Raw genomic sequence first — 18,154 nt, forward strand, 5'->3', positions numbered from 1 at the left:
CCCCCACCCCCGTCCTCTCCCCCGAGGTCGCCGACGCGCTGGCCGCCGGCCGCCCGGTCGTCGCCCTGGAGAGCACCCTGCTGGCCCACGGCCTGCCCCGACCGGACAACCGCGCTGCCGCCGACCAGGTGGAGGACGCCGTCCGCGCCGGCGGTGCGGTCCCCGCGACGATCGCCGTGCTGGACGGCGTCCCGCACGTCGGCCTGACCGCCGCCGAGGTGGACCGCGTCTGCGCGGACACCGAGCTCGCCAAGCTCGGCGTGCGGGACCTCCCGATCGCGGCCGCGCTCGGCGTCTCGGGTGCCACCACCGTGTCCAGCACCGCCCTGCTCGCGGCCGCCGCCGGCATCGGCGTCTTCGCCACCGGTGGGCTGGGCGGGGTGCACCGGCAGTCGCAGGACACCTTCGACGAGTCCGCCGACCTGGTCGCGCTGGCCCGGACCTCGATCGTGGTCGTCTGCGCGGGGGTCAAGTCGATCCTGGACGTGCCGGCCACCCTGGAGCGGATGGAGACCCTGTCGGTCACCGTCGTCGGCTACCGCACGCTGCGTTTCCCCGGCTTCTACGTCGCCGACTCCGGTCACGCCCTGGACTGGCAGGTGGAGGACCCGGCGGCCGCCGCCCGGGTGTTCGCGGCCCGCCGGGCGCTGGCCCCCGGCGCCGTCGTGGTGGCCAACCCGCTGCCGGAGTCCGAGCAGCTGGACCGCGACCTGCACGACCGGGTCATCGCCGGCGCCCTCGCCGCGGCCGACGCCGCCGGAGCCCGAGGCAAGGACGTGACGCCGTTCGTGCTGGGCCACCTGCACGACGCCAGCGAGGGCGCGACCCTGGCGGTGAACGTGCAGCTGGTGCTGCGCAACGCCGAGCTGGCCGGCCGGATCGCCGCCGAGCTCGCCCAGCTGTCCTGAGGTGACCGCGCCCCAGGTGGTCGTGGTCGGCGACGTCTGCACCGACGTCGTCGCGGTGCTGTCCGGCGTCCCCGCGCCGGGTTCGGACCGGCCGGCCGCGATCCGCAGCCGGGGTGGCGGTGCCGGCGCGAACGTCGCCGCGCACCTGGCCGCCCTGGGGACGTCGGTGCAGCTGGTCGGCTGCGTCGGAGACGACCCGGCCGGCGCCGGGCTGGCCGCGGAGCTGTCCGCGGCCGGGGTGCAGCTGGCACTGCGGGCGGTGCCCGGCGCGGGCACCGGCACGATCGTCAGCCTGGTGGAGCCCGGCGGGGAGCGCAGCATGCTGGCCGACCGGGGCGCCAACCTGGACCTGCGCGCCGACGACGTCCCGACGCTGGCGCCGCCGGCGCACCTGCACCTGTCCGGTTACACCCTCCTGGACCCGGGTCCCCGCGAGGCGGGCCTGGCCGCGTTGGCGGCTGCGGTGCAGGCGGGCTGCACCGTGTCGCTGGACCCGGCATCGACCGGGCCGCTGGCCGGGTACGGGATCGACCGCTGGCTGGCCGACACGGCCGCGGCCACCCTGTTGCTGCCCAACGCCGAGGAGGCCCGTCTGCTCACCGGCTGCCGGGACACCGGCGACGCGGCCCGCGCACTGGCCGCCCGGCACGCGGTGGTGGCGGTCAGCCTGGGCGCCGAGGGCGCGCTGTGGGCCGCGGGCTCCGAGCTCACCCACCGGCCGGCGCACGCCGTCGACGTCGTGGACACCACGGGGGCCGGGGACGCCTTCGCCGCCGGGCTGCTCTCGGTGTGGGTGGCTGCAGCGGGCCGGCCGGACCCGCTGGCCGCGCTGGACGCCGGGATCGCCCGCGCCGCGACCGTCGTGGGGACCGCCGGCGCCCGCTGAGACGCACACGAGGCCCGCACCCCGGTGTCGGGTGCGGGCCTCCTGTGCGTGCGGTGGGGTCAGACGTCGATGACCCGGCCGGCGCTGGGCCGGCTCTCCAGGATCCGGTCCGGTGCGGGCACCTTGTACCGGTTGACGTCGAGCTTCTTCTTCGGCGGGCGGTCGTTGGCCATGACCACGGCGATCCAGGGCAGCACCGTGCCCAGCACCGCGAAGACCGCCATGAGCCACACGGTCTGGTAGAAGACGCAGGCCAGGATCAGGCTGACCATGCGGATGAGCATCGTGATCACGTAACGCTTCTTGCGCGCGTCGTGCTGGTCGGCCCTGCTGGGCTCGGCCTCGGTGATCAGGACGGGCTCTGCCTGGTTCGTGTGCTGTCGGCTCGAGGCCACGGACACCCTTCCCTGTCGCTGGCCGGGGTGGTGGGGTCGCGGGTCGGCGTCGTCTCTGGCTGGCGACCGGCCCCCGGTGTCTCCCGGCTCCGCGACCCATCGTGCCACCGTGCCCGCGGACGTGCAGCAGCCCCGGCGAAAACGGCGCTTGCGCAGGCGTCAGCCCTGCTCGCGGGCCGCCTTGGCCGCGGCCTTGGCCTGCTGCTTGAAGGCCCGGACCTCCCCCAGCGACACCGGGTCGGTGACGTCGGCCACGGACCGGCGGGCGCCGTCGTCGCCGTAGTCGCCGGCCGCCTCGCGCCAGCCGGGCGGGGTGACCCCGTACTGCTTGCCCAGCAGTGCCACCAGGATCTTGGCCTTCTGCGCGCCGAAGCCGGGCAGCTCGCCGACCCGGCGCAGCAGGGTGGCCCCGTCCGGGGCGTCGGACCACAGCCCCTCGGGGTGGCCGTCGTAGCGCTCCACCAGCAGCCGGCAGACCGCCTGGGTGCGCTCGGCCATCGAGCCCGGGTAGCGGTGCACCGCCGGCGGGCCGGTGAAGACCGCCTTCAGCTCGGCCGGGTCGGCCTCGGCCAGCGCGGCGGCGGACAACTGCTCCACCCCGAGCCGCTCGGCGATCAGCGCAGGGCCGGCGAAGGCGCGCTCCATCGGGAACTGCTGGTCCAGCAGCATGCCCAGCAGCAGCGCCAGCGGGTCGCGGGAGAGCAGCTCGTCGGCAGCGGGGTCCTGGGCGATGCGGATGGTCGGCACGCGGGCAGTCTGCCCCAGGGCCGGCCGGCCCCGGCCGCGCCGAGGGTGCTGTGCCGCCGAGGGTGCGGTGCCGCCGAGGGTGCGGTGACGCGGTCAGTGCGCCCGGGTGGCCTCAGCGGCGAGAGCGTCCCCCATCTGCTGGAGCGCCCGCTCCAGGACGGCCGGGGTCGTGGCGAAGTTGAGCCGGACGTGGCCGCGACCGCCGGTCCCGAAGACGTGCCCCGAGCTCACCGCGACCCGCGCGCGGTCCAGGAAGAACCGGGCCGGGCCGTCGAGGTCGGACACGACGGCCCGGCCCGCCGTCGGCGACGTCTCCCCGAGGGCGAGGTCACGGCAGTCCAACCAGGCCAGGTAGGTGCCCTCGGGCCGGAGCATCCTGGTCCGCGGGAGGTGGCGGCGGACCAGGCCCTCCAGCAGCGTCCGGTTCTCCACCAGGTCGGCGAGCAGCCCGTCCAGCCAGTCGCCGCCGTCCCGGAACGCCGCAGTGTGACCGATCACCGCGAGGTGGCTGACGCCGTGGGACACCTCCTCGGGCAGCCGGGCGAGGTCGGCGGCGCTCTCGGGCCCGGCGACGAGGAGCGCGGCTTTGAGGCCGGCCAGGTTCCACGCCTTGGACGCCGAGGTCAGCGACAGCGCGTCCTCGGAACCCGGGACGCTCAGGTAGGGCACGAACCCGGCGCCGTCGAGCGCGAGCGGGGCGTGGATCTCGTCGGCGACGACGCGCACCCCGTGCCGCCGGGCCAGCCGCGCCACGGTCGCGAGCTCGTCCCGGGTGTGGACGGCACCGGTGGGGTTGTGCGGGTTGCAGAGCAGGAAGACGGCTCGGGGCGAGCGGCGGGCGGCTCCGGCCAGCGCCGCCTCCAGGGTGACGGGGTCGATCCGGCCCTCAGGGGTCAGCGGCGCCTCGAGGACCACCCGGTCGTCGTGCTCGACGAAGGCGTAGAACGGGGCGTACACCGGCGGCGTGACGACGACCGGGTCCCCAGGCCGGGTCAACAGACGCAGGGCCTCGACGATGCCGAGCATGACGTCGGGGACGACGGCCGTCCGGGCGGGGTCCAGGCCGTCCCACCCCCAGCGCTGGGCCGCGAAGTCACGCAGCGCCTCCGCGTAGCCGGCGCCCGTGGCGTACCCGGTGTCCCCCTGCTCGATCGCTCGGTGGAGCGCCGAGGCCACCCGCGGCGCCAGCGGGACGTCCATCTCGGCGACCCACAGCGGCAGGACGTCGGCCGGGTGGGTGCGCCACTTCATGCTCGTCCGCGCACGGAGCTCCTCCAGCGACAGCTGGCCCAGTGGGTGTGACGCAGCCTCTGCCATGTCCTGGCCTCCCGCTCTCCTCGGTCGTGGCGGGGCCCCCGACGAGCACCGACCTCCCCCGGCCGGTCGCGTGCGCGCACCCCGGTCGGCCCTGTCCCGGAGTGTGCCGCGCCCACGCGACCGGCGGGCCGGCGGCCGACCCGGACCCGGCCCCTGGGCCTCACTGCAGCGGGAGGGGCCCACTGCCCGGACTGTTGCCGCCCTCGACGGAGGGGCCGGCGAGCAGCAGGTCGGCCACGGCCCGCAGCAGGTCGCCCGGGTCCTCGCCGGTGCCCGTGCGCTCCAGCTCGAACAGCTCGCGGACCGCGAGGGGCAGGGGTGCGTCGGCGAGCGAGGCCACGACGTCGACCGCCGCCTCCCCGCCCCGACCCCTCGCCCCCGGGGCCGTCGGCAGCAGGGCGCCCGGGTGGCCCCCCGCCAGGACCGCGCCGGCTCCGGCCCGCGCCCGGCGGGCCCCCCGGAGCAGGTCCTGGACGGCGACCAGCGCCACGGCGTCGGCCAACGGCCAGGCCAGGCCCAGCTCGTCCCGCGGAGGGTGGACCGACTGGTCCTCGGCCTCCCAGGACGCGACGTGCTGCAGGACCCCCTCCAGCCGCAGCAGGAGGGCCAGCGACTCCGCCGTCAGTGCTCCACCGGCGGCGCCGGGACGACTCCCGGGGTGCGGGGGCGGGCGGTCACCGGGGCCCCGGTCGGCGTCCCGGGCCTCGGACCGGGCCCCGCCGATCACCGCCACAGCGACCGCACCGCTGTGACGACGTCGACGACGGACCCGCCGCGGATCGCGCGGTACCGGCGGCGCGACCCGCTCCTCGGGTAGTCGGTGACGAGCGCGTGCACCTCGCCCTCGGCCCGGAAGACCAGCGCACGGATCGGCCCGTCCTGGACGGAGCACACGACCCCGGCCTGGTCGAGCACGTCGGCGATCTGGTCGGCGTCGAAGCGCGGGTAGCGCCGGGGGGCCGCAAAGACCCAGGCGGCCGCGGTACCGGCGAGCTGCTGCAGCTTCGCGTCGTGTGCCTGCTCGCTCTGTGGTGTGGACACGTCACCACCCATCTGCCCCGTTCGGGGCCGTGATCGGGCCGAGCGGTGCTCGGGCCGTCGGAGGAAGGAGGGTCGGGGACCGGACCGGTGCTGGTCCGGTCCCCCACCGTCGGGTCGGTGGCAGCCGCGGTGCGGCGCCGCACGTGACCGGCGGCCGGGTGCGGCCGCCGGTCCGGACGGGGTCAGCTCACGAGGCGGAACGTGGCGTCGGACCGTTCACCGCTCGTCGCGCCGATGACGTCGACACGGAACGCGAACCCGGCGTGCCGCAGGTGGCGGTCGGGGTTGTTCCACGAACGGAAGGACGACCACGAGGCATCGGCGAGGCCTGCTTCGCGGGTGAACGTGGCATCGGCGGCGAACCCGGTGGAGCCGTCGTTCACGTCCAGCCGCACGGTGAACCCGGAGTGCCGCAGGAACCGCCCTGGGAAGTTCACGGACTCGAAGGACACCGCGCCGGCCGAGGCCAGTCCGGGCCGGACCCGCCACTGGCTGTCCTCGAAGGGGTCCATGGGGTAGGGGTCCAGCCGGGCCACCAGCCCGGCGTGCCGCAGGTAGCGGTCGGGGAAGTTGTGCGACTTGACCCGGTTCCAGGCCGGGGCCCCGTACCGCGCCAGCAGGCCGTCCCGTTCGGCCGGGCTGATCGCGACGATCGTGGCGTGCTTGGAGTTCAGCGGCTGGGTGTAGTCGGCGTTGGACACCGGCGTCCAGACGTCCCTGGTGATGTCGGTGGAGCGCCAGACGTAGAACTCCCCGTTGACCGGTGCGTAGGAGTCGCCCCAGAGGTACCAGGTGTTCGAGTCGGCGGCCTTCACGACGATGGGGGCCTCGGTCGCGCCGGCGGCGTACCGGGTCGTGTACGTGGCCGCGGCAGGGGTGAAGGAGCCCGGGGCCAGCGAGGTGGAGCGGGCCCCGAACAGGGAGTTGTCGGACTCCCGCTTGTAGTAGAAGTAGTTCGTGCCACCGGTGACGTGCACCGTGGCGTCCAGGACGCCGAACCCCGGGTCGAAGTAGGTCTGCGGCGCGGACACCGTCACGAAGTCGGTCGTGTAGTTGACCTGGATGACGTTGCGGCCGCCGACGTCGATGGAGCAGAGGATCCCGTACTGGCCCCGGGCCGGGTCCCAGAACGCCTCCGGCGCCCAGGCGTGGGTCTGCAGGTCGTGCAGCCTGAGCCTGCGGTAACCGGTGAAGGACCTCAGGTCGACGGAGTCCCAGACGTGGATGAACTGGTTGACCTGGGTGAAGTCGGTCCCGGTCATGTCGGTGGCCAGGACGACGAAGGTGCCGTCCTGCTTGCGCAGGATGAACGGGTCGCGCAGGCCCCCGGTGCCGCCGGCGGGGCGGACCACGGCGGCGTTCTGGTTCAGCGCCGTCCACTCCAGGCCGTCGGTGCTCACCGCCAGGTGCAGGGCGTAGTCGTTCGCCCGGCCGTTGGGTGACTCGGTGAAGTAGCCCATCGCGAAGGCCCCGGTCGTCGCCGCCCGGGCCGGCCGGGCGACCAGCGGCAGACCCACCCCGGCCAGGGGGACGGCCATCAGTCCTCCCAGGAGGACACGGCGGCTGAAACGACCCGCTCCCGCAGGCAGCGGGGGGTGGGGACCGGACGACTCGGGCATGGCGGAGACCTCACTCTTCACGTCGTTGTGTTAGCGCTCACATACACCCTGAGGTCCTCCCCCAGCTCGTGTCAAGCCGGTGCTTTCACGATTCGAACAGCACGGTCACGCCCACGAGAACGGCGCCGTTTCGAACTCGATGTTCTCGCTGACAGCTCTTGCGCTCCGGCCTGTGAGCGCTAACACTCCCGGCCTGTGACTCCGACCACAGGTTCCTGTGACCTCCCTGAGGGCCGTCCCTCACACCGGCGGGGCCTGGCCCCGCGCCCCCGCCGGACCGGGCGGGGCACCGCGGTCGCCCGTGGCGCACTGGTCGTCGTGGCGGCCCTCGCGCTCCTGCTCGGGCTGACGACGACGGCGCCCACCGCGCAGGCCTCGCCGGTCACGGTGACCAACCCGGTGGTGCAGCAGCGCGCCGATCCCGCTGTCTACCGGCACACCGACGGCTACTACTACATGACCGCGTCGGTACCCGACTACAAGACGGTGGAGCTGCGCCGCTCGACCACCCTGGCCGGACTGGCCACGGCGGCACCGGTCGCGGTGTTCCAGGGGCCGCCGTCGGGCGCCCTGGGCGGCTACCTGTGGGCGCCTGACATCCGCTTCTGGGACGGCGCCTGGTACCTCTACTTCTCCGGCGCACCCAGCAACGCGCCCTTCGACCAGCGCATGTACTGGACCAGCACCACGTCGGCCAACCCGCTGACCGGCACCTGGACCGCCCCGGCCCGGCTGACCACGCCGTGGGAGACCTTCGCGCTGGACCCCGCGTCCTTCGAGCTGCGCGGGGTGCGCTACCTGGTGTGGGCCCAGGCCGAGCCCGGCATCGCCACCAACAGCAACCTCTACATCGCCCGGATGGCCGGGGCGACGGCCATCACCGGACCGGTCACCCGGATCGCCGTCCCCACGCTGGCCTGGGAGCGCGAGGGGTACCCGGTCAACGAGGGCCCCCAGGTGGTGGTGCGGAACGGCAGGGTGTTCATCGCCTACTCCGCCGCAGCCACCGACGCCCGCTACAAGCTGGGACTGCTGACCGCCTCGGACACGGCCGACCTGCTGGACCCGGCGTCGTGGACGAAGAAGCCCGAACCGGTGTTCACCTCGGCGAACGGGGTCTTCGGCCCCGGCCACGGCAGCTTCACCACCACCGAGGACGGCCGCACGGACGTGCTGGTCTACCACGCCCGCGACTACGACCCGCCGCGCCCGGACCCGCTCACCGACCCCAACCGGCACACCCGGATGCAGCAGCTCTACTGGGCCGAGGACGGGTCCCCCTGGTTCGGGCAGCCGCGGCCGGGGCCGGCAGCCAACCGCCTGCAGGGCGTCCACAGCACCAAGTGCGTCGACGACTACGACTTCGACACCACCCCGGGCGCCCTGGTCCGGCTCCACACCTGCAACCAGAACTCGGTGCAGCAGTTCGAGTTCGACCACCTGGGCAACGGCCGCTACCGGGTGCTCAACGGCAACACCGGCACGTGCCTGGACAACGCCAACGGCAGCACCGCGGTCAACGCCGACGTCGGCCTGTGGCCGTGCAACGGGTCCACCGCCCAGCAGTGGACGATCCGCGACCGGGGTGCGGGCACCTTCCAGCTCTACAACGTGGCCGGCCGACAGTGCCTGGACAACTACGCCTTCGACACGGCCAACGGAGCGCGCGTCTCGCTCTACCCGTGCAACGACTCCGCCGCCCAGCGCTGGCGCTTCGTCTGACCCCCTCCACCGCACAGGCCCCAGCACGTCCGCGCCGATCCGATGGGATGTCCATGAACCACACGCTCCACCCGTTCGCCCACCGATGGTCCCGCCTGCTCGTCGTCCTCACAGCTGCACTGCTGGTGGCGGCCGGCCTCTCGCTGACCCAGGCCCCACCCGCCCAGGCCGCACCCGGCGCCACCGTGACCAACCCGCTGGTCACGGCGCCCAACAGCGCGGACCCGTGGCTGGGGTTCCACGACGGCTCGTACTACTACGTGGCCACGACGTCGACCTCGAACATCGTCATCCGCAAGTCCTCCACCCTGGCGGGCCTGACCACGGCTGCGGAGCAGCGGGTCTTCACCCTCGACCAGCCGACCGGCTGCTGCGTCATGTGGGCACCGGACATGCAGCTGCTGGACGGACCCAACGGCCAGCGCTGGTACCTCTACTACTCCGCCGACCCCTCCACCCCCGGGACCAACCGCCAGACGGCGGTCCTGGAGAGCGCCAGTGACGACCCGCTGGGGCCCTACACCTACAAGGGCGTGCTGGCCTTCCAGGCCAACGGCGGTTGGGCCATCGACTCCAGCGTCCTGCGCCTGGACGGCAAGAACTACTTCGTCTACTCGGCCTTCGGCACCGACGGCCTCCAGTCGAACTTCATCGCCCCGATGACCAACCCGTGGACCCCAGGCGCCTTCGGCACCCGCATCTCGGCACCGACCCTCCCGTGGGAGACGCAGGCAGGGAAGGTCAACGAGGGTCCCGTCGCGCTCCAGCACGGCGACCGGACCTGGATCACCTACTCGGCCAGCGCCTGCTGGGGCGACGACTACAAGATCGGCGCGCTGGAGTACGTCGGCGGCGACCCGCTCTCGGCGGCCGCCTGGCGCAAGGGCGAGAACCCGCTGTTCCAGCGCAACGACGCAGCCGGGGTCTACGCCCCCGGTCACCACTCGTTCTTCACCTCACCCGACGGCAAGGAGACCTGGATCGCCTACCACGCCAACGACCGGCCGATGAACGGCGGAGGCTGCGGGTACAGCCGCACCACCCGCGTCCAGCCGATCACCTGGAACGCCGACGGCACACCGAACCTGGGGGTCCCGCTGGCGACCTCGGTGCGGATCCCCGGCCCCTCGGGCGAGAACGCGTCCAACGCCCAGCGCATCCGCAACCAGCACAGCGGGCTGTGCCTGGACGACTGGCAGTTCCGCACCGCCCCCGGCGCCGAGGTCCGGCAGTTCACCTGCAACGACAGCGCGGCCCAGGGCTGGTACCTGGACCACCTCGAGGGTGACTGGTACCAGCTGGTCAACCAGCACAGCGGCCTGTGCCTGGACAACTACCGGTTCGGCACCGCGCCGGGTGCCGAGGTCCGCCAGTGGACCTGCAACGGGAACCCGGTCCAGCAGTGGCGCGTCTCCGACGCCGGCAACGGCGCGGTGACCCTGACCAACAGGGTCAGCGGCCTGTGCCTGGACGACCGGGACTGGGTCACCACCCCCGGCGCCGCGGTCCAGCAGTGGACGTGCAACGGCCTCCCGGTCCAGCGGTGGACCATCGGCTGACCCGCAGGGTCGTCCCCGGGCGTGTGCCCGGGGACGGCCGGTCCCGCCAGGCCCCCGACGACCCGACACGGTCGCCGGGGGTCTGCGTGGTGTCCGGTCGCGGACGGCGCCGGCCCCTCCCGGCAGCGGGCTCAGGGGACCGGGGTCCCCCCGACCGCCGCCAGGTGTGCCCGCAGGTGTCTCCCCGTGGCACTCCCCGCGATCGCGGCCACCTCCTCCGGGGTGCCCACACCGACGACGCGGCCGCCGTCGGCGCCGCCACCGGGCCCCATGTCCAGCACGTGGTCGGCGTTGGCGATGACGTCGAGGTCGTGCTCGATCACCACGACGGTGGCCCCGCGGACCAGGAGCCTGTCGAGGACCCCGAGCAGGGTCCGGACGTCGAGGGGGTGCAGCCCGACGCTGGGTTCGTCCAGGACGTAGACCGCGTCGGACTGCTGCCGCCTGAGCTCGGTGGCCAGCTTGAGGCGCTGGGCCTCCCCACCGGACAGCGCCGGGGTGTCCTCGCCCAGCGTGAGGTAGCCCAGCCCGAGGTCGACCAGGGCCTGCAGCCGGGCGCGCACCCGGGGCAGGTCACCCACCACGTCCAGCGCCTGCCGGACCTCCAGGGCGAGCACCTCCGGCAGGGACACGTCCGCCCCGCCTGCGGTCCCGCCGACGGCGCGGCGCACCCCATCCGCCTCCGGGGCGTACCGGGAACCGAGGCAGTCTGGGCACGGGATGTCGACGTCGGGCAGGAACTGGACGTCCAGGGAGACCTGCCCGGTGCCCTCGCACCGGGGGCAGCGCAGCGACCCGGTGTTGTAGGAGAAGTCGGCCGCCGTGAGGCCCCGCTCCCCCGCCGCCGGCACGGCGGCGAAGGCCCGGCGGAGGTCGTCGTGGACGCCGCTGTAGGTGGCGACCGTGGACCGCACGTTGACCCCGATCGGACTCGCGTCGACCGTGTCCACCCGGCTGATCCCCGGGGCGTCGACCGCCACGACGTGGGCGGGCAGGGCCGTCCCGTCCACGGTCGCGCGCAGCGCCGGGACCAGGCTGTCCAGGACCAGGGTCGTCTTGCCCGACCCCGACATCCCGGTGACCGCGGTCAACCGCCCGCGCGGGACGGTGACGTCGAGCGCGTCGACCGTGTGCAGCGGCCGGGTCTGCAGCCGGATGGCGCCCTGTGCGAAGACCTCCTCCCGTGGTGCACGCTCACGCACGACGACCGGTTCGCGACCCACCAGGAACCCCCCGAGCCTGGAGTCCGGGTGCGACCCGAGGTCGGCGACCGTGCCGGTGGCCACGACGGTGCCGCCGGCACTCCCGGAGCCGGGGCCGATCTCGATCAGCCAGTCGGCCTCCCGGAGCACCTGGACGTCGTGGTCGACCAGGACGACGGAGTTGCCGTCCCGCAGCAGGTCCCGGACGACGCACAGCAGGCCCTCGGTGTTCGCCGGGTGCAGGCCGATCGAGGGTTCGTCGAGGACGTAGAGGACACCGGTGGTCTGGTTGCGCACGGCACGGGCGAGCTGGACCCGCTGCCGCTCGCCGGTCGACAGCGTCGACCCCGCCCGGTCCAGGGAGAGGTAGCCCAGGCCCAGCTGGACGAGGCGACGTCCGACGGCGGCCAGCTCGGCCGTGATGTCGCGGGCCATCTGCCGCATCTCCGGGGGCAGCGGGGCCTCGATCGTGCCGGCCCAGGCGAGCAGCTCGTCCAGCGTCATCGCCGTGGCCGTGGCCAGGCCGGTCCCCGCCACCTCGATGCCGCGGGCCCGGACGCCCAGCCGGGTGCCGTGGCAGGACGGGCACACCTGGGTGCTGATGAACCGCTCGACGCGGACGATGCCCCGCTCGCTGGTGGCCTTGTCCAGTGCCTCCTGGACGGCCACCCGGGCGTTCCGGTAGGTGAAGTCCAGCTCGAAGAGCTTGCCGTTCCGGGTCGGCACCGACAGCCGGCGCTTGACCGCCTCCCCGTGGAGGACCACCTCGACCTCGTCGGGGGTCAGGGCCGCGAACGGGACGTCCGTGCGCACCCCGAGCTCGGCGACGACCTGGGGCATCAGCGACAGGCCCGGCAGTCCCCACGGCGCCACCGCCCCCTCGGCGACGGTGCGGAGCGGGTCAGGCACGAGCGCCGCGTCGTCGACCTCCCGCACCGCCCCGGTCCCGCTGCACGTCGGGCAGGCCCCGCCGGAGTTGAACGCGAGGTCCTCGGCGCCGACCGGTGCGAAGACGACACCGCACGCGGGACAGGTCAGCGGCTGGCCGGCGGCGACGTCGATGGTCGGGTCGAGCCGGTGACCGCGGGGGCACACGTGGCTCCCGAGCCGGGAGAACCCGATGCGCAGGACGTTGAGCAGCTCCGTCGACGTCCCGAAGGTGCTGCGCACGCCGGGCACCGCCGGCCGCTGACGCAGCGCCAGGGCGGCCGGGACGTGGGTGACGCTGTCCACGGCCGCCCGCGGCGACTGGTCCAGGCGACGCCGCGAGTACGTGGACAGGGCCTCCAGGTACCGGCGCGGCCCCTCCGCGTAGACCACGCCCATCGCCAACGAGGACTTCCCCGAGCCCGAGACGCCGGCGATGGCCACCAACCGGTGCAGCGGGACGTCGACGTCGACGTCGCGCAGGTTGTGCACGCGGGCCCCCCGCACCTGGACCGCCGTCGGTCGGACGATGTCGTCGGTCGCCACGGTGCCCAGCTCCTCCGGTGTGTGCCCTGGACCAGGACGTTCGCCGGACAGTCCACCACCCCGGGGGCGGCGGGTGCCGACGTGCCCGACAGCGGGACCGGCCCTGCGAGGATCTCCCGGTGCGTGCCGTCGTGACCCGGGTCGGCCGGGCCTCCGTCGAGGTCGAGGGCGCCGTCGTCGGCGAGATCGGCGCCGGACTGCTGGCGCTGGTGGGCGTGGGCCGCACCGACACCGCCGCGCACGCCCGCGAGCTGGCCCGCAAGGTGCACGAGCTGCGCGTCTTCCCCTCCGCCGACGGCGAGCGCTCGGCCGCCGACCTCGGGCTCGAGGTGCTGGTGGTCAGCCAGTTCACGCTCTACGGCGACACCCGCAAGGGCCGGCGACCCTCCTGGGTCGACGCCGCACCGGGCGACGTCGCCGAGCCGCTGGTGGCCGCGGTCGTCGCCGAGCTGCGCGACCGGGGCGCCGTCGTCGCCACCGGGGTGTTCGGCGCCTCGATGCGGGTGACCTCGGTCAACGAGGGTCCGATGACGCTGCTGGTCGACGTCCCCGCCCGGGAGTGAAACGACGCTTACGCGGGTAGCAGCTCTGTGACGGATGACTCTGTCCGTCTGCTGTGAACGTGTGACGGCCAGGAACACCAGGGGTGGTCCCGGCCGTTGTGCAGGACGTACCACACGGGATGGAACCCCGTGGGAGGCCCCCGACCGGCGATCCCGGGCCGGGCCCCCGCATCACCGACGCCAGGCCGGGTACCCGCCAGTACGCCAGGCGGACATCCGACCCCAGAGGCAAGGACGAAGACACATCGTGACGCTGCTGCAGTCCTCCCCCACCGACACCCTCGAGGTGCGTACGCCGCGCCGTACGCCGGACACCAGCGGACTGGTGTCGACGGACCTGGTGCGCGTCTACCTCAACACCATCGGCAAGACCGCCCTGCTGACCGCCGAGCAGGAGGTCGAGCTGGCCAAGCGCATCGAGGCCGGTCTCTACGCCGAGCGCCTGCTGGGTGAGAAGAAGCTGACCCCGGCGGTCAAGCGCGACTACGGGCTGCTCGCCGCGGACGGCAAGGCCGCCAAGGCGCACCTGCTGGAGGCCAACCTCCGCCTGGTGGTCTCGGTCGCCAAGCGCTACACCGGCCACGGCATGACGTTCCTGGACCTCATCCAGGAGGGCAACGTCGGCCTGATCCGCGCCGTGGAGAAGTTCGACTACACCAAGGGCTTCAAGTTCTCGACCTACGCGACGTGGTGGATCCGCCAGGCCATCACCCGCGCCATGGCCGACAGCGGCCGCACCATCCGGCTCCCCGTCCACCTGGCCGAGCAGGTCAACAAGGTGGTCCGTACCCGACGCCGGATGCACCAGGAGCTGGAGCGGGAGCCCACCGCCGAGGAGCTGGGCCTGGAGCTGGACATGACCGAGGAGCGGGTCGTCGAGCTCCTGGAGTACAGCCGGGACCTGGTCTCCCTGGACCAGACCGTCGGCGCCGACGAGGAGTCCCGGCTGGGTGACTTCATCGAGGACGCCGACGCCGCGGTCGCCGAGGACGCCGTCGCCTTCCAGATGATGCGCGGGGACGTCCGCACCGTCCTGGGCACCCTGGAGGACCGCGAGCGCGACGTCGTCGTCATGCGGTTCGGTCTGGACGGCGAGCAGCCCCGCACCCTGGAGCAGATCGGCAAGCGCTTCGGGCTCTCCCGCGAGCGGGTCCGCCAGATCGAGCGCGAGACGATGAGCAAGCTGCGGGCCCCCGAGCGGGCCGAGGCCCTGCGGGACTACCTGGCCTGAGCCACCCCGCACGCAGCGCACGACACCGGAGCCGGTCACCCCTGCGGGGGTGACCGGCTCCCGTCGTCTGCGGGCAGGATGGGGACGGCGGCCGACCGGGCCCGCAGACCCGGAGGCCGCCGTGACCAGCCAGGACGCGCCCGCGTGGCGCCGCCGCACCCGCGGGGAGCACCGGTGGCCGGCGACCCTGGCGGTGGTGGCCGCCGTCGTGCTGCAGCTGCTGCTGCCCGACCGGGTGGTCCCCCAGCTGGGCCTGCTGCTGCCCCTCGCCGAGCTGGCCCTGCTGGCCGGGCTCGTGGTGGCCGACCCGCTGCGGATCGACCGCGAGTCCACCGCCCTGCGTCGGGTCGCGCTGGCGCTGCTGGGTCTCGTGGTCGGGTCGGCGGGCTGGTCGGTGCTGCTGCTGGTCCGCGACCTCGTCTCGGCCCGCCCGCTGCCGGCCGGGGAGCTGCTGGCCTCCGGGGGCGGCATCTGGCTGACCACGGTGCTGGCCTTCGCGCTGCTGTACTGGGAGCTGGACCGGGGTGGGCCGGCGGCACGGGCCGCCGGCACCCGGGTGCACCCGGACCTGCTCTTCGTGCAGATGCAGTCCCCGGAGTTCGCGCCACCGGAGTGGGAGCCGCGCTTCCCCGACTACCTGTACCTGGCGTACACCAACGCCACCGCGTTCAGCCCGACCGACGTGCTGCCGCTGACCCGGCGGGCCAAGACGGCGATGGCGGTGCAGTCGGCGATCGCGCTGGTGCTGGTCCTGCTGGTGCTGGCCCGGGCGGTCAACGCGCTGACCTGACCCCGGGCCGCCGCACCGTCGGCGCCGCTCAGCCGGGCGGGCCGAACATCCGGCGCGGACCCGGGTCGACCCGCGCCGTGGGCGGGCCCACCCGCACGCTGGCACCGGCGACGACCAGCGACCGGCCGCCGTGCCACGGGTTCGCCGGGCCCACGATGACCGGTTCCAGGGACAGCGCCAGCACCTCGGGCAGGTCGTCGGCCAGCCGGGCGATGCGCAGCAGCAGCTCCTCCAGCGCCGCGACGTCGACCGGTTCGCTGCCCCGCCAACCGTCCAGCAGCGGCCAGGCCCGGGGCTCCCGGACCATCTCGGCGGCGTCGGTGTCGGTGAGCGGCAGGGTGCGGAACGCCCGGTCCCCGAGCAGGTCGGTGGCCACCCCGCCGACGCCGAAGCTGACCAGCGCACCGAAGGACGGGTCGTCCACGACCTCCACCACCGTGGTGACGCCGGGGGCGGCCATCTCCTGCACGATCACCGGGTCACCGGACGGGATGGCCTCGAACGCCGTCGCCACGTCGTCGGCGTCGCGCAGGTCCAGCCGCACCCCGCCCAGGTCGGTCCGGTGGCGCAGCCACGGGGCGGTGGACTTGAGCACCACCGGGTAGCCGATGTCCTCGGCTGCGGCGACCGCGGAGTCGGCGTCGGTGACCCGGCGGGTGCCCAGCAGCGGGACGCCGTAGGCGCCGAGCAGGGCGATGACCTCCTCGTCGGTGAGGTCCCGCCCGCCGCCGTCGGCCAGCGCGCCGACGACGACCTCGCGGGCGGCGGCCTCGTCGACGCCCTCCAGCTCGGGCACGGTGCCCACGGGCCGGCGCCGCCAGCGGGCGTACTCCGACATCCGGGCGAGTGCGATGACGGCGCGCTCCGGGGTGGAGAACGAGGGCACCGAGCCGCGCTGGGGCATCCCGTCCTCACCGCGGACGACGAGGTCGTCGGGGATGCCGTCGGTGGACAGGAAGTTGGCCACCAGCGGCTTGGTCGCCTGCGCCGACACCTCGCGGAGCACCCGGCCGTAGGGCTGGGTGTCCCGGACCAGCGGCGGCAGGAACACCGCGACGACGGCGTCCACGGACTCGTCGTCCAGCGCGGCGTGCAGGGCCGCCCGGAACTCCTCGGGGCCGGCCTGGGTGCCGATGTCGACGGGCCGGTCGTGGGCCAGCTCCAGGCCCTGCTCCAGCACCGCGTCGGCCACCAGGACGCCCACGGCCGTCGAGTTGCCGACGACCGCGACCCGGTCACCGGCCGGCAGGGGCTGGTGGGCCAGCAGCGTGCCGACGTCGAACAGCTCGGCCAGCGTCTCCACCCGGATGACCCCGGCGGAGGCGAAGAGCGCGGCGACGGACTGCTCGGGCACGGTGACGCTGGTGCCGGCCAGGCCAGCGGTCATCCCGACGTGCCGGCCGCTCTTGACCGCCACGACCGGCTTGGTGCGGCCCACCCGGCGGGCCAGCCGGGCGAACTTGCGCGGGTTGCCGAAACTCTCCAGGTGCAGCAGCACGACCTCGGTGGCCGGGTCGGTGGCCCAGTACTGCAGCAGGTCGTTGCCGCTGACGTCGGCGCGGTTGCCGGCCGAGACGAAGGAGCTCAGTCCGATCCCCCGGTTCCGGGCGCGCTCCAGCAGCATCACGCCCAGCGCGCCGGACTGGGCGAAGAAGCCCATCCGGCCCCGGCCGGGCACCTGCGGGGCCAGGCTGGCGTTCATCTGCACCGCGGGGTCGGTGTTGACCAGGCCCAGGCAGTTCGGCCCGACGACGCGCATGCCCGAGGCGCGGGCTGCGGCGACGAACCGGCGTTCGGCGGCCCGGCCCTCCGGGCCGGTCTCGCCGAACCCGCCGGAGATGACCACCAGGGCCTTGACGTGCTTGCGCCGGCAGGCCTCGACGACGCCGGGCACCTCGTCGGCAGGCACGGCCAGCACGGCGAGGTCGACGTCGTCGGGGATGTCCTCGATGGTGGCGTGCGCGGGCACCCCGGCGACGTGCCGGACCGCGGGGTTCACCGGGTAGATCGGCCCGGCGAAGCCGTTGTCCAGCAGGTGCCGGAGCACGGCGTGACCGATCTTGGTGGCGTCGTTGCTGGCCCCGACGACGGCGATGGAACCCGGGGTGAGCAGCCGCCCGATGGAGCGGGACTCGCTGCGCTGTTCCCGCTCGTAGGTGACCGCCAGTGCCTGCTCGGTGGGGGCGATCGGGAACGTCAGGTGGACGACGCCGTCCTCGTAGGAGCGCCGGGCCTCGTACCCGGCGTCCAGGAAGACCCGGACCATGCCGGAGTTCTGGCTGAGCACCTCGGCGACGAACCGGGTGATCCCGCGCTCGCGGGCGGCGGCGGCCAGGTGCTCCAGCAGCACCGACCCCAGCCCGCGGCGCTGGTGGGCGTCCTCGATGAGGAAGGCGACCTCGGCGTCGTCGGTGCCGGGGTAGCGGTCGTAGCGCCCCACGCCGATCAGCTCGTCGCCCAGCAGCACGACGAACGCCACCCGGGCGACGTGGTCGACGTGGGTGAACCGGTAGAGGTCCTTGTCCGACAGCTTCTTCATCGGGCCGAAGAAGCGGTAGTAGCGCGTCTGGTCGGAGCTGCGCTCCATCAGCCCGACGATGCCCTCGGCGTCCTCGGGGGTGATCGGGCGCAGGTGCACGGTCCCGCCGTCGGCGGCGACGACGTCGGCCTCCCAGCCCGGGGCGGTCCGCTGCCGAGGGGG

At 74.2% G+C, this 18,154-nt stretch carries 15 protein-coding genes; 7 read left to right on the top strand and 8 right to left on the bottom strand.

The genetic code is table 11. The features are described from left to right. On the top strand, positions 1-908 hold a 908-nt coding region (locus AC0IVP_RS14440; protein ID WP_471757376.1), incomplete at its 5' end, for a pseudouridine-5'-phosphate glycosidase. A gap of 1 nt (position 909) precedes the next feature. After that, complete coding sequence (locus AC0IVP_RS14445) at positions 910-1,794, top strand: carbohydrate kinase family protein (protein WP_471757378.1); 885 nt, start codon at positions 910-912, stop codon at positions 1,792-1,794. Positions 1,795-1,853: 59 nt separating this feature from the next. On the opposite strand, the gene AC0IVP_RS14450 is transcribed toward AC0IVP_RS14445, so the two are convergent. The 6 genes from AC0IVP_RS14450 to AC0IVP_RS14475 all read right to left on the bottom strand — a co-directional run bounded on the left by AC0IVP_RS14450 (position 1,854) and on the right by AC0IVP_RS14475 (position 6,832). Continuing rightward, entirely contained in the window at positions 1,854-2,189 is a 336-nt protein-coding gene (locus AC0IVP_RS14450; RefSeq protein WP_056301273.1) for a DUF3099 domain-containing protein, read from the bottom strand. Positions 2,190-2,348: 159 nt separating this feature from the next. Next, the gene (locus AC0IVP_RS14455) at positions 2,349-2,936 is read right to left on the bottom strand and encodes an HhH-GPD-type base excision DNA repair protein (RefSeq protein WP_471757380.1); all 588 of its coding nucleotides are present in this window, start codon (positions 2,934-2,936) and stop codon (positions 2,349-2,351) included. A 93-nt stretch (positions 2,937-3,029) separates the two neighbouring features. Next, entirely contained in the window at positions 3,030-4,253 is a 1,224-nt protein-coding gene (locus AC0IVP_RS14460) for a MalY/PatB family protein (protein WP_471757382.1), read from the bottom strand. A 160-nt stretch (positions 4,254-4,413) separates the two neighbouring features. Then, on the bottom strand, positions 4,414-4,986 hold the full coding sequence (locus tag AC0IVP_RS14465; RefSeq protein ID WP_471757384.1) for a hypothetical protein: 573 nt from the start codon (positions 4,984-4,986) through the stop codon (positions 4,414-4,416). Next, positions 4,977-5,294 carry a hypothetical protein gene (locus tag AC0IVP_RS14470; protein WP_471757386.1) on the bottom strand — a complete coding sequence of 106 codons (318 nt, stop codon included), beginning with the start codon at positions 5,292-5,294 and terminating at the stop codon, positions 4,977-4,979. The genes AC0IVP_RS14465 and AC0IVP_RS14470 overlap by 10 nt, the downstream gene beginning before the upstream one ends. 182 nt (positions 5,295-5,476) lie before the next feature. Next, the gene (locus tag AC0IVP_RS14475; protein WP_471757388.1) at positions 5,477-6,832 is read right to left on the bottom strand and encodes a glycoside hydrolase family 43 protein; all 1,356 of its coding nucleotides are present in this window, start codon (positions 6,830-6,832) and stop codon (positions 5,477-5,479) included. 399 nt (positions 6,833-7,231) lie between these two features. On the opposite strand from AC0IVP_RS14475, the gene AC0IVP_RS14480 reads away from it, so the two are divergent. Further along, a complete protein-coding gene (locus tag AC0IVP_RS14480; protein WP_471757390.1) occupies positions 7,232-8,635 on the top strand; it encodes a family 43 glycosylhydrolase in 1,404 nt (467 codons plus the stop codon). 53 nt (positions 8,636-8,688) lie between these two features. Continuing rightward, on the top strand, positions 8,689-10,194 hold the full coding sequence (locus tag AC0IVP_RS14485) for a family 43 glycosylhydrolase (RefSeq protein WP_471757392.1): 1,506 nt from the start codon (positions 8,689-8,691) through the stop codon (positions 10,192-10,194). Positions 10,195-10,325: 131 nt separating this feature from the next. Here AC0IVP_RS14485 and AC0IVP_RS14490 read toward each other — a convergent pair whose 3' ends face one another. Next, positions 10,326-12,869 (bottom strand): excinuclease ABC subunit UvrA, encoded by a 2,544-nt coding sequence (locus AC0IVP_RS14490; protein ID WP_471757394.1) that lies wholly within the window; start codon positions 12,867-12,869, stop codon positions 10,326-10,328. A 119-nt stretch (positions 12,870-12,988) separates the two neighbouring features. On the opposite strand from AC0IVP_RS14490, the gene dtd reads away from it, so the two are divergent. From dtd to AC0IVP_RS14505, 3 genes are all read left to right on the top strand, one after another. Further along, positions 12,989-13,432: a D-aminoacyl-tRNA deacylase gene (dtd, locus tag AC0IVP_RS14495; protein WP_471757396.1), complete on the top strand. Its 444-nt coding sequence runs from the start codon at positions 12,989-12,991 to the stop codon at positions 13,430-13,432. A 247-nt stretch (positions 13,433-13,679) separates the two neighbouring features. Continuing rightward, on the top strand, positions 13,680-14,663 hold the full coding sequence (sigB, locus tag AC0IVP_RS14500; RefSeq protein WP_056291136.1) for an RNA polymerase sigma factor SigB: 984 nt from the start codon (positions 13,680-13,682) through the stop codon (positions 14,661-14,663). Between the two features lie 121 nt (positions 14,664-14,784). Then, positions 14,785-15,453, top strand: coding sequence for a DUF1345 domain-containing protein (locus AC0IVP_RS14505; RefSeq protein WP_056291138.1), 669 nt, complete (start codon positions 14,785-14,787; stop codon positions 15,451-15,453). A 28-nt stretch (positions 15,454-15,481) separates the two neighbouring features. Here the strand turns inward: AC0IVP_RS14505 and AC0IVP_RS14510 are convergent, their stop codons facing one another. After that, complete coding sequence (locus AC0IVP_RS14510; protein ID WP_471757398.1) at positions 15,482-18,091, bottom strand: bifunctional acetate--CoA ligase family protein/GNAT family N-acetyltransferase; 2,610 nt, start codon at positions 18,089-18,091, stop codon at positions 15,482-15,484. Between the last annotated feature and the right edge of the window lie 63 nt (positions 18,092-18,154).

Source organism: Klenkia sp. AC732 (assembly GCF_979256525.1).